The organism is Leucobacter komagatae, from assembly GCF_000834055.1.
Lineage (GTDB): Bacteria > Actinomycetota > Actinomycetes > Actinomycetales > Microbacteriaceae > Leucobacter > Leucobacter komagatae_A.
On the sequence record NZ_JXSQ01000047.1, the window covers coordinates 1 to 12,276 of the forward strand.

Annotated in this window: 10 protein-coding genes; 5 read left to right on the forward strand and 5 right to left on the reverse strand. The window is 59.6% G+C overall.

All coding sequences use genetic code 11. From position 1 onward, the window contains the following. Nucleotides 1-229 precede the first annotated feature (229 nt). Nucleotides 230-532, forward strand: a complete 303-nt coding sequence (locus SD72_RS16175; RefSeq protein WP_157000648.1) for a hypothetical protein — start codon at nucleotides 230-232, stop codon at nucleotides 530-532. A gap of 293 nt (nucleotides 533-825) precedes the next feature. Here SD72_RS16175 and SD72_RS16180 read toward each other — a convergent pair whose 3' ends face one another. From SD72_RS16180 to SD72_RS16190, 3 genes are read right to left on the reverse strand one after another with little or no spacing between them, the layout of a single operon-like run. Then, nucleotides 826-2,154, reverse strand: a complete 1,329-nt coding sequence (locus SD72_RS16180; protein WP_157000649.1) for a hypothetical protein — start codon at nucleotides 2,152-2,154, stop codon at nucleotides 826-828. After that, complete coding sequence (locus SD72_RS16185; protein WP_042545506.1) at nucleotides 2,093-4,390, reverse strand: HsdM family class I SAM-dependent methyltransferase; 2,298 nt, start codon at nucleotides 4,388-4,390, stop codon at nucleotides 2,093-2,095. The genes SD72_RS16180 and SD72_RS16185 overlap by 62 nt, the downstream gene beginning before the upstream one ends. Nucleotides 4,391-4,435: 45 nt before the next feature. Then, the gene (locus tag SD72_RS16190; protein ID WP_198142016.1) at nucleotides 4,436-6,676 is read right to left on the reverse strand and encodes an AAA family ATPase; all 2,241 of its coding nucleotides are present in this window, start codon (nucleotides 6,674-6,676) and stop codon (nucleotides 4,436-4,438) included. A 544-nt stretch (nucleotides 6,677-7,220) separates the two neighbouring features. On the opposite strand from SD72_RS16190, the gene SD72_RS18740 reads away from it, so the two are divergent. From SD72_RS18740 to SD72_RS16205, 4 genes are read left to right on the forward strand one after another with little or no spacing between them, the layout of a single operon-like run. Beyond that, nucleotides 7,221-7,538, forward strand: coding sequence for a GIY-YIG nuclease family protein (locus tag SD72_RS18740; RefSeq protein ID WP_420038433.1), 318 nt, complete (start codon nucleotides 7,221-7,223; stop codon nucleotides 7,536-7,538). Beyond that, a complete protein-coding gene (locus SD72_RS18745) occupies nucleotides 7,511-7,723 on the forward strand; it encodes a GIY-YIG nuclease family protein (RefSeq protein ID WP_420038434.1) in 213 nt (70 codons plus the stop codon). Before SD72_RS18740 ends, SD72_RS18745 begins: the two co-directional genes overlap by 28 nt. Before the next feature lie 39 nt (nucleotides 7,724-7,762). Further along, nucleotides 7,763-8,575 carry a GIY-YIG nuclease family protein gene (locus SD72_RS16200; RefSeq protein WP_042545507.1) on the forward strand — a complete coding sequence of 271 codons (813 nt, stop codon included), beginning with the start codon at nucleotides 7,763-7,765 and terminating at the stop codon, nucleotides 8,573-8,575. 26 nt (nucleotides 8,576-8,601) lie between these two features. Further along, on the forward strand, nucleotides 8,602-9,810 hold the full coding sequence (locus SD72_RS16205) for a TRAFAC clade GTPase domain-containing protein (protein WP_042545508.1): 1,209 nt from the start codon (nucleotides 8,602-8,604) through the stop codon (nucleotides 9,808-9,810). 455 nt (nucleotides 9,811-10,265) lie between these two features. Here SD72_RS16205 and SD72_RS16215 read toward each other — a convergent pair whose 3' ends face one another. Next, nucleotides 10,266-10,847 (reverse strand): recombinase family protein, encoded by a 582-nt coding sequence (locus SD72_RS16215; protein ID WP_042545509.1) that lies wholly within the window; start codon nucleotides 10,845-10,847, stop codon nucleotides 10,266-10,268. 746 nt (nucleotides 10,848-11,593) lie between these two features. Then, a partial coding sequence (locus SD72_RS18400; RefSeq protein WP_042545511.1) for a 3'-5' exonuclease occupies nucleotides 11,594-12,276 on the reverse strand: 683 nt, incomplete at its 5' end.

Sequence of the window (12,276 nt, forward strand, 5' to 3'; positions counted from 1 at the left end):
TTCACCCGACGCACCTGCCAAACCCCGAACGTGCCCGGGATCGGCGGGACCGCGAGCGGGTGCGATGGGATCGGCCGGCCCACGATCGCGTCGACGCTTCTTCCAGGCCCGTGCACTCCCACGGCCGGATCGTACGGCGGCCCTCCGTCATCAACGCATGGCGGCTACTAGGGACGTGAGGGCGTGCGGGTCCGGTCGCACTGTTCACCGCCCGGGTACCGTGATCCGGATGCGTCCCGTCGTGAGCCTGCTCTCCCGAAGCATCCTCGCGACAATCCGCGACTCTCTCAAAGAGACCGGCCAGGCGCGGTGCGACCTCGTGGAGCTGCGCGTCGACGTCGACGAATGGCGGGCCCTTGCACGAAAGGCGGCACGTGAACTCGGCCGATCGGTGCAGACAATCGAGACCCAAGATCAGGTGGCCGCAGTCCTCCGCGACTGGCCCCGGACCGACGAGGAACGGGCCGTCACGCTCGCGCGGATGCGGAAGACCATGAGGGCCATGGAAGGCCACGCCGGGCCCGAAGACTGACTTCGGCTAGTTCCCGCGGACGTCACGGTTGGCGTTCTGCGAGTACCCGGGCACGCTTCACACGGATTCGGTAGAGCCACCGGCACAGGACCCTCCGGCGCACGAGAAAATGAAGCACGAAGGTGCCCACCCGATCCAGACCACAGCGGCGGGAACCGCTCCCGTCGACCCGGCAACCATGATGAAGAACGCGATCTCCAAGTGCACGAGGAGACCGAGCCACCCGAGCCTCGAAGGATGAGCACCCGGGGCGTCCCCTCTACGTACGTGCAGATGCACCCCTGACTAAGTGATCATCGACGGACGTGCTGCCCCAGCGCCTCCTCGATTTTAGTTCGTTCGGTTTTGTACTGCTCGAGAAGAGCATCAAGGCGGGAATCGTCTTCGGCTTTTTGCTGGCTTAGTACTTCTGGGTCAATCGGAACATACAGTTCACCCAGATCTCGTACTTTGCCGCCCAAGAACGCCAGACCGCGTATGGCAGCTGCTAGCGCTTCAGACGCGGCGACAGTGACATGTCCGGCGAGGTGAATTTCTGCGGCCGTTTTCTGCGGTTCGTTTCGCACGTGGATCGTGACGACCTGACCAAGCAAGTCATCCGAAAATGAAACATCTCCTAAGGGCGTCCCTGCCGCACGCTTCGCCTCTGTGGTCGCCCATGTCGCTTCCTGCAATTTTCCCCACAAACTTGATGCGCCAGTTTCCGAAAGCCAGCTGCTCTTCAAATCAGCGCTCAATGTCACGTCAGATCTGAGCGTCTCGAGCACACGGGGAAACCGCAGAGATTCCTGGCGAACCAAGGTGGTTACCAGCCTGGCCAATTCGTACACTGACTTCGAGACTGACTCGACGGCGTCAGCTTGGAGAAGCGGCAGGCCAATGCGTTCAAGGTCGGCCTGGCGCAGCTGCCCAGGAGGCAGGCTCAAGGCAATCTCTTGGTAGAGGTCAGAATTGTATAGAGCAGCGAGATAAGCCGGCGGGACAAGGTCGCCCTCGGGGCGAAGTACATGGAGCCCGGACGCTGGCGCGCTGCCGCCTGGTGCGAGGCCAACAACGAGCTTGCCCCCGCCACCCCAGCGTGTTGTCAGGCAGAAGGGGGCCCAGCCGTGTTCATCCGCCGATGCGTTACCGATGACGGTTTCCCGTGCGCGGTGAAGTGTCCACCAAGGTCGGCGCTCTTTACGGTCCGTGGTGTTGTCTTCGAGAAGCGTTTTGAAGTGCATCAAGTGGCTCTGGATCCGGGGCATTCCGGCCGGGAAAGGCACTCCCGACACTGGGTCGGCAGTCGAAGCGGCTGGTTGCGTTGGCTTAGCGAGGTAGATGATCGAATCTGGCTCGTCGGGCAGGACAACCGCGTACGGATAGACGTCCTTGGTATTGACCCATTTGCGAAGTACCGCTTGCTCAACTGAATTTAAGGTGCCAAGGTCAAGGACCTCGGAACTCGTCAGTAGTTGAATGCCATGTTTGGCACCTGGACCGCCTACCGCTGTGAGGGCGGCGCCGGTTAAGAACTGCTCATTGGCTCCAGTGAGAGCATTGAGAGTCGTTTCCACACCCTTAGAGACAGTCAGGGAAATTTGGGTGCCACTCAGGAGTTTTTTGGCGACGGCTTCGCTCATTGCTCGTGAGTAAGACCTCAGCCCAGCTCGACCCCAGCAATATGTTCGGGGAAAGCGACGCCGTGAATGTGTCAACTTTGGCGGCGGATCTGCCGTCACGGATGGCATCGAGAATGGCAGTCCTCGCCGCGCCGACGTCGCCGGATCCGCGATAGATGGACACCTTCGGTTTGGACCGCTTCGGTTCACTCGTCCGCCTTCCAATGACGATCAGAGAGTGCTGACCTTTTGCGTCTGGAAAAAGTCGGAAGTCCCGAAAAAGGATTATTCGCTCGATAGTGGTTTTTTCACCCAAGTACTTCCTCAACGGGCCCGCACCATCGGCTCGCATCCAATACTCGGTGGTGATGAATCCGAATCGTCCCTCTTCTCGAAGTTTGGATACCCCAAGGATTAGGAACCAATAGAGGTAGTCCATGTGTGGACCCACGAAATTGTTCCAGTAGGGGTACTCGCGCCTGGTTGCATTCAGAATGGGTGAGGCGAGCTTTTCCCCGATGTAGGGAGGGTTGCCAATTGCGGCATCCATAAGGAAATTGCTGGCTTCTGCACTCTGGATCCGATCTTTTCGCGCGGCTGTGTTGCCGTTGTTCAGGAGAGGTTCCAGGGCAGGCTCGAGTTCGTTCTCAAAGACAGCGGCCGGCTCGTGGAGAGAGAGGGTGTCGGCCGAAATAATCCCCATTGAGGGGATTGCGAGACCTGGTGAGGATGCCAGTACGTGCCCTAGCTGCACGATTAGGTTCAGCTCTGCGAGGTAGGCGGCGAATCGTTGGTACTCGACGCCATTGAGGCCATCTGATACATCGGCTAGCCATTTCCGCTTGTCGATATCTGCGCCGCTCGCGGTTTGCTCGGCAAGGCGGGAGCGAAGGCGAGTGGCCGCTTCTACGAGGAAACCACCGCTCCCAGTCGCTATATCGAGGATGCGTGGCGTCCTCTCGATGGCCTCAGCCTGGTCGGAAAGGCTGTCGAGATCCACCAAATCCCAAATCAATTTGATGATGTCTCGGGGTGTGTAGTAGACACCCAAGAGCTTTCGGTCGATTCGCTCCAGCATTCGCTCGTAGACCTGACCAAGGACGTCAGACTCGATCCCGCCAAAATAAGTATTGGCCAATTCATAGACAATGTCCGCGTAATGGTCGTCATTTGGCACGTACCAGGAATACGCATTTCTCTGGTCAAATAGGGGTCGATAACGCTCTTTCGCCTTTGAAAATGCGTGGTTGATGACGTCGCCGATGACGTTCTCGAATCTCTCCATCTGCTTCTTGAAGCCACCGTTGTAGAGCATCGGTTCGAGCATGCGGAGGTCTTCCCACACTCGAACCAGCAACAGCTTGGCCGTCGTAAAGAACGCGACATGTGCCGCGTACTGAGCCAAGGCCTTACCCAGATCTGAAGAGGGTGTCGCACCGGTGAAATCGGCGATGCTCAGAGAGCCGGACTCCTCAATCCCGATACGACTAGCGAGTCCCTGGAGCTCCGTGAGAATCGGACCCGACTCGTCCTCCAGTACTACGGAACGGTCGCCGAGAATCCCATCCTGAATCTCTCTTAGGATCTCGGACTTCAAGAGTTGAACAATGCCGTCGACTCGCGTGACGATCCAAGCGCTTGAAGTATTTGCTATTTCAAGATTCCACGGAGGAGCTTGTCGGACGCGCTCTAGTTTCTGTTCTCGGGTGAGCACCCGGTGGGAGAACTCCTGAACGAACTCATAGAGCCGTTCCGCCTCTACTGAGTTGCCGACACCTGCCAGGTTGCCCGATAGAAGCCCTTTGAAGTGAACGGTGTAACGCTCTCGGAGGGCCCCGTGTTCGTCACGATCAAAAATCCGGGCCGACAGCATGTTTGTCAGAACGACCTTTTGAATGCGGGGGTAGCCAATTCTCAGATACTTGAGAACTTGCGCGTCATGTCCCAAAAGCGCCAAGCCCGCGTTCGTCCCTTTCGTCTCAAAGACAAAGGGGTGCGTAACGGCGTCGGCAGGTGTGAAGTCCGGAGCGCCCTCATCTGAGTTGGATTCCGCGGCCAAATTTACCGTTAGGTCCCAACCGAGGATCTCTTTTGCGAACGCGGGAAAAACGACGGGTTGGATAACGCTTTCTTCGTCCACCCGGCCGGGCCGGTTGGCATATTCCTTCCAACTCAACAAGCCCGTCTGAGTCGGGATGATCTTTTTATCCGCGAAACTCCGTAGAGCTTTTACGGCCGCCAGTGAATTCGTCGACATCGTTCCCCCAGTGCTTCTGTTCTTTCTCGAATGCTATCTGTGAGCTCAGCTGTCAGCGGTGAGGTAAGCACTGCGAGCAGACGTGAGCTCTGCCCAGTGGGCTTCAAGTCCAGCAAGTGTTGGGCTCACCCCGAGGGTCGCCAGCGGCTGAGAATGCCCGTCGATGTAGCGACAGGCTTCCTCGAATACGCGATTGATGATTTCAATTGCTTCACGGAGCGCGTCAGCTTTGATTTTCAAAAGGTTCGTCATCCGTACATTGGGCTGGTATCGCTGTGTGACGCCCTGGAGGAGTTCAGTCTCAGTGAAGACCTCGCACCAGGCGCGAATCCAGTCGTAGCCGGTGCGCACGAGCGCGGCACGCGCGTCGCCGTCCTGCGTTTTAGCCGCCTGAATAGTCTCGTTAACGTTCTTCTTAATGTTGCCGAGGCTGTCCCAGCGAGGGCCGGACGCGCGGGTGATTTTCCCCTTGCCCTCCTCGTCTGTGATCTGGAAATACGAGCAGCGCTTGCTTGTCTCCATAAGCGCTAGCAGGGTGCTGGCGAAGAAGATGTCGTGAGTAAAGACGATCACCTGAGTGGTATCGGCTAGCAGAACTATGCGTTTGGCGACCTCGTTAATGCGGCGGTGGTCGAGACTGGAGACTGGGTCGTCGAAGATCACGGGGGCCGTGATCCCGGCCAAGCGTGCTTCGGCAAGGAAGTCGGCCATCGCAAGGACCTTCTGTTCGCCCTCGGACAACACTGCGGACGGCTTGTGCTTGCCAGTGAGGACCTTCCGTCGCTGCGCACGTCCCTGACGGCCCACGAACTCAATCTTCAGCGTGGGAGCACGCAGGGCGGTGCACTCTTCGGTGAACAGAGCGTCGAAACTCTCGTTGATCAACTGATCGCTGGCGGTCTTGGCGAGTCCGGTTACTGTGCGAAGCAGCCCGGACATGGGTTTAGCCAGCAGTGTCAATCGGTCGGCCTGTTTCGCGTCCCTCACGTGCGTCTCGATTGCCGCCCAGGACTTGCCGAGCTCGGCCGCAGCCTCAAGTTCGATGAGTTCCCTTTTTTTCACGACGAGCGTCTCGGAGCGTGTTGAGGCCTGCGTCCTCAGTTCGGCCAGCTGCCGAGTGGTAGTTGCCAACGCTGAGCTCAGGCTGGCAGCGTCGTCGACGGCGTGCTCGTCGAGGTCGGAGGTGGGCTCTCCTGTGGTGCGGAAGAGCTCGGTGAGCGTGACGATGGTAGTGAGCATGCGGTCGAGCTCGACATGGAATGCGGGCTTGTCGTCTGCGTCGACGTACTCGGCGGCGAACGTTGTGGCGTCTGCGACATTCAATGCGATGACTGGATGGGTGAGGGCATCGAGACGGGTGCGGGAGGCAGTGATATCAGTGGTGATCTTGTCGTCGAGGTACTCCGAGTACTTATTGATCAGCTGGCGGGCCTCCTCGTTCAACGGTTGGCGACAGTACAGGCACCGGTTGGTGTCGTGCGCGCCGAGCGCGACGAGGTGCTCCTGGTACGTCTCGCCGGCATTTACGAAGGCGCTCCAGGAATCGTCGGGTTCTGCAGGCAGGTCTGCTGCCTCAAACAACGCTTTCCGGAAGGTGAGGTAGTCGTCCTGGAGACCGCGGAGGATGTCGCGTTCACGGGTGTAGGCGTCGAGGTCAAAGTCGGCAATGGTTGTGGCAGAAGCAGATGCCTGAACGAGGACGCGTTCGGCGCGCTGCTGGATCTTGATCTGCGCGCTGATCGTGTCTGCCTCCAAGGCTGCGACGGTCCGGCGCAGGTCCCCGATTCGAGTTTCCACGTCTGTGCCCGTGTCGACGAGGGACTTCAGGTACTCGAGATCGGTGGATGCTCCGAGAGTTTCGATCAATGGGTACACGCTCGCAGTGCGCGGGAAGCGGCCGACCAGCACGGAGGAGACAGACCGCAGTTCCTTCACAGTCCGGTCGATTGTGCCTTGCACTGACTTGATCCCCGTACCGACGTGATTAAAGAGTGCGAGCGCGGCCGGCACGTAGACATACTCCAAGTCGTCGTCGACATGGAAGCTGACCGAAGGGCTGTCGAAAATGGACATCCTGGTGAACGGGGCCACCCCCTGACCGCCGGTCCACGTATACGACTTCGCGTCGGTGCCTAAGGTGTAGCCGATCACCGCGGATTGTGGGGAAGGTTCGGGTGCCTCAATGTCACCAAGGATCACATCCACGGTACGACTGGCAGCGAGAGCCTTGAAGATCCGTGAGTACCCGGTCTTGCCGGTGCCGTTCTCTCCAAACAAAATTGTCAAGCCCGAGTGCGGTTCGATCGCTCCGCCAGCAACCAGCGCATTTCACCCCTCTGACCTCCGACACGGAGGTCAGAGCTAAGGGTTCGATCGCTTCTTCCTTGGACGCCAACGTTGAGAGCGGCCCCTCGCTAGGCAGCTCTCTGGTGTCGAATGCCTTCTCCTCGCGAAAAAGGGTGTAGGCCGTCGCGGCTTCATCGGCGCCAAGCGGTCCGGCGCCGGTGAGAACGTGCCGCACGATGTAACGCACCCACTCATCAGAGGCATTGGCCCACTCGCTCAGCAGGTCCCGAGGATCAGTCCGCGTAGATGGCTCCATACCTAGTCACTCCCGTTGGACACGCGGGCTAGGCCTTGGGCGACCACGCCACTTATTCCGAATGCTAGTGCAGCGCCTGACTTGGCTTCAGCGGCGGATAGTCGGTCACCAAAAACAGCCGTTGCTGACAGCGGTCAATATCGAGAAGGCACCTATTGTTATCGTGTGGACCTGTCAACGAGCGCGACCCGGATTATCGCCCCCTCCGCGTTGACGCCGCTTAGAGACGTGCGAACGGCCCCTCTCAAGAAAGGTGTCTACACGTGGTGGTTCGAGCCCGGAACTCTTGAAGTGCCCGACGCTGCCTACTCCATGGCCGAGGGCCGGCAACTCTTATACGTGGGCATCGCGCCACGGAAGCCAACTTCTGCTGGCAGGGAGAGCGCCAGCCGACTCCGCGGTCGCTTGACAACGCACGCGACCCAAGACGCCTCGCGATCAACACTTCGGCTGAGCCTGGGTGTCCTATTAGCTGACGAGCTCGACTTGTCCCTTGGCATGTATGGCGGTCGAATCAACTGGGGCCCCAAGGCGAACTCAGGCTGACGCAGTGGATGAATCAACATGCCGTCGTGAGCTGGTTCGTCGACGACGAACCGTGGGTACTCGAACACGAGCTGATTACTCGCGTGCCATTGGCCCTCAACCTGGACGGCCGTGACGACCCTTTCGCGCAGGCCCTTTCCGATCTTCGGCGTGCGCTCCGCCGTGCAGCTCGGCAGAACGGATGATCCCCTAGCAACAGGGCTGCTCCTGCGAGGATGAACACCATGACACTGACGCTGGGCTCCATCCTCGACAGCGCCGGCATCGACCCCGCCGACGCGCAGGCGATCCGTCACGCGTATGTGCGCGAGCACGAGGACACGGGCTCGCAGGGCATCCATGCGGATTCCACGGATGACGAGATCCTGCAATACACAAGACGTCAGTGGGTCGACCCTCGGAGGTTCCCCGCGATTCCGCCTCGGTTCTGGGTCGTTTTTGTCCGCGAGGGCGGCGATCGTGCCCGCCTTTGGTCGGTCCTTGAGAATCGGGGAGAAGTCGAGAACGACGGAGTACGGCGAAGCTTCGATGTTGTGGCCTCGGATCGCCTGGCCGACCTTCGGAACCGACTTGTGATCGGGTGGCGATCACCGCGCACGTGGCGGCTCAACGGACCGACCGCGGCCGGCTACCCCGTGATGGAGATTGCGGATGCGGAGCCGGTGCCGTTCCCTGGTTTCGATCGACTGGTCTTGGATTATGCGCAGTTGCAGGCGGTGATGCGCGAGCATCGCTATGCCGCCTGGCGGACGGCTCTTTCGTCGGTGGTCGGCATCTACTTGATCACCGATACTCGAGACGGCCGCCAGTACGTCGGTAAGGCGGACGGCGCAGAAAGTATCCGGCAGCGCTGGAACGTCTACGCGGCCAACGGTCACGGCGGCAACGTCGCGCTTCGAGACCTCGATCCGAACAGCTTCCGGTACTCGCTGCTTCGCGTGTTTGATCCGGCGACACCTACCTCTGCGATCAACGAGGCGGAGAGCCACTTCAAGAACACTCTGGATACACGACGGCACGGGCTTAATCGCAACTAAGGCGACCTTTTGCAGCGCGGGGCCGTTTGCGTCCGTCCTTCCCCGCCCAGGAATGTCGTAGTTTTGCGTCATGCCCTCAAAAAAACGTTGCCCGCGAGCAGCAGATCGCAGTTTTCGGAGCAGCGGGAAGCGGGAAGACCGTTTTGCTGTCCTCGTTCTACGGGGCGGCTGTCGAGCGTCAAATCTCCGGAACTGACCGATTTGACGTTCTTGCCGAAGATGCAGGGCAACGAACCTCCCTCTACCAGAACTATCTCGGGATGAAGAAGTCGGGTCTCGTGCCGATTCAGACTAGGTATGACAACCCCTCCTACGCATTCGCCGTTAGCAAGAGGAAAGGCACCCAGGCCCGATCCGGCCAGGCCGCGCAGGATCTACGTCTGGTCTGGCACGACTATCCGGGGGAATGGTTCGAGCGAGAGCCACGCGATGCCGATGAGGCTCGTCGCCGGACTGATACTTTCCGAACCCTCCTCACAGCGGATGTAGCTGTATTGCTCGTCGACGGCCAGCGTCTCCTCGACAATGCTGGCGAGGAGGAGCGATACCTGAAAGCACTCCTGAACAGCTTCGGGACTGCCTTGCAATCGCTCCGAGCTGATTTGCTCGACGATGGCAAGCCACTGGTGACATTCCCTCGGATATGGCTCTTGGCATTGTCCAAATCAGATTTGCTCCCGGATATGGACGCTCTTGAGCTTCGCGAGCTGGTCCTCGAGAAAGTCGGAGGCGAGGTGAACGAGTTTCGGTCCATCCTTCGCAGCTTCATCGAAGCTCCCGACGCACTGTCCTTTGGCGATGACTTCGTTCTTTTGTCGTCGGCCAAATTTGAGCCAGGAAAGATCGAAGTCGCAACCCGTGTCGGGCTCGATCTTCTTCTCCCGATTGCGGCCATGCTTCCGTTTTCACGGTACGTCCGTTGGGCTCTCGTGAAAAGAAAGGGCAGCGAAGTCGCCCTTCATCTAGTCCGGAACGCAGCACCGCTGGCGGTCCTGCTCAACAAGATCAAACTGCCCGGTGTCCTCGTCAAATTGGGCGGCCCTATCGCCGCCCTTGTGGCTCTTCTTGGGCCGAACCTCGCAAAGATCGCACTGGATCTCGCTGAGGGAAAAGCGCAAGACTTCTACGACGAGGCGGCCAAGAACCACGACTTCGTAGCGTCGACGCTGGCGGGATTCCAGCTAGATCTGGATCACGGGGTCGAGAAGAAAGTTCTGCTGCGGAGCCCCGAGTGACGACGGGAGTCGCGGGAGCGGAGCGGAAACCAGCTTTCATCTGGTCCACGCGCGGAAGGAACTGGGGGTTTCGATTTCTCCGTACCGGCGGACTTCCCCATCCCCTACGAACGTACGAAGCAGCTTTCGCCGGGATTGAAAACTCCCGAGAGATCTTTAGGCGCCAAGGCGACCTCGCCGCCATCCGCTTTTCCGACCCCGAAGGACGCTGCGACGCAGCGGGCCGTATCATCCCCCAGGAATTCGTCCTCCTGGCGCCGGCAAACAATGTGGATTCATTGGAAGAGGCGTTCAGCCTTCTCTGGCCGTTAGTAGCCGAAGAATACGCGCACGACTGGGACCGAGAGCAGCCCGAAAGCGAAGACAATTGAGGAGCGGGCCGCTCCCCACCAAGTGTGAACCGCCAAGACAAAGGACCTGTTTCTCACGAAATAAGTGACCTTCCGACGCCGCGGCTATGCGTCGTGCGGTAGGGCGAGGGCACGGTAGAGGGTCGCTCGGTTGATGTTTAGCTTCTGGGCGATCACAGTCTTAGGGACACCTGTTTCGATCAGGGCTCTGGCTTCGTCGACCTGGTCGGATGTCAGCTTTCGCGCCCGACCAAGGTACTTGCCACTTTCCTTCGCTATCCGGATTCCTTCGCTTTGTCGCTCCCGGATGAGCGATCGCTCGAACTCGGCGAACGCTCCAAGCAGATTGAGCATCAGGTGGCCGATCGCATCATCCGCATCAGCGCCGTAGGTTTGCTGCTCCTTCACGAACATGACGGAGGCACCCTTGGCGGAAATCTCGTCGACGATGTCCCGGAGGTCTCGGAGCGAGCGAGCTAGGCGGTCCATCGAGGACACTCGAACAACGTCGCCGTCTCGGACGTAGCGGATGCATTCGGCCAGAGCCGTTCGATCACTGCGGGAACCGCCCGACACTTTCTCCTCGAAGACCCGATCCACCGGGCCGACGGCCTCGAGCTGCCGGGCGACGTTCTGATCCGTGCTGCTCACTCGCACGTAGCCGACAGTCTGCGTCTTGTGTGGCATCACTCCTAGACCCTTGCACGGATGTGCTACAAAATGTCGATAGACACCCTATTGCGACGTTGTTTCTTCGATTTCTATCTGTCGCTTATGGGTGTACCTCAGAGCATCACCTCGTCAGTCGAACCCCGCCTCACTTCCGGTAATACGCTTTCTCGGAAGCAGTTGGCAGGGGGTGACGTGGGGACGGGCTGAGTCGTCACCGTGCACGCAGGTTGTCGCCTTCGCATCCAACCTCTTGCAGGGCGGCGTGGGCCGGGCCGCCCGGTCGCCCGCCCGACGGTGAGGACAGCGACCGCGCGTTACGCATCCGTATAACTCGCCCGCACTGTGAGAGGTAGCGGACTACCTGGGTGAGACGAAGACCGCCGAGAGCTGGTGCGGAACTAGTCCCGCAGCGATACCGCGGCGCCCTTCATAGTGGGCGGCTTCGCTCTCGGTGCGCTGCAGCCGCATCGGCTTCACGATCGGTTACCGAGCCGCGTTGGATCTGCCAGCCGTCAGCTGTCGATTGCAATGACCCACAGGATCAGCAGGGATCCTGCGACGATGAGCACTCGATCCATGACCGGAACCACCGAGCGCTGATTCAGCGCTCTGCTCTCGCCCGGCCAGCCCCGTCCTTGCGAACCGCCTTGACAGCAGCACACCCGAGTAGCCCGAACCCCGCCAGCATGATGACGGAGACATGCGCGTCGTAGGCAAGAGGAACTGAAGACTGTTCCGCACGTTCTCGCATGCGGCAGCGCCTATGAAGAGAGCGGTCGTGGCGACCCCGTGTCATCGAAATCGATGGGGATTACGTTCTTCTGTCCTGCCCAGTCCTCGAGTACCGCGACCGCATCGTTGCTGAGTTCTTGAACGAACAGCAGTGCAAGGTTATGTTTTGCTCGCGACGCGGAGACGTAGAAGAGGTTGCGTGAGTGCTGGAAGCTGCCGGCTTGCCTAAGCTCGGGCTTGCTGTGCGGAGCGTGGGCGGCGATCATCTTGGCGAAGTCGTATTTAGTCCACCCGCGCCCGATAAGCACGATCACGTCGTCGAATTCCGCGCCCTTGACAGAGTGTTTGGTTGAGAAGACAGTGCTGTCTTCTAGGTACGATCGGAGCGCACGCAATTCGGCGTACGGCACGGAGCGCAACGCGCGATGCTCCATTAGCTTTCGCGTATCTTCTAGTTCCTCTCCGGGGTGGAGCGCCAGGAGTGCCTCCTCTAGCTCGCGTCCCCGCTTGACTACTCGTGGGGGCACGGAGAAAAGCTTCTGCGAATTTAGGACGTCCAGCATTTCCCCGATCGTGCCTGTGCCGCTAGTCGAGATGAGCGAATCAAAGCATTCGGACCAGCGCCGCTTGTCCTTTGGTGCGTTGAGTGTTGGCCTCTTGCTTCCCAGGAGGCGGAACAATTCCCCGTACTTGTGTTTAGAAAATGCCTGCA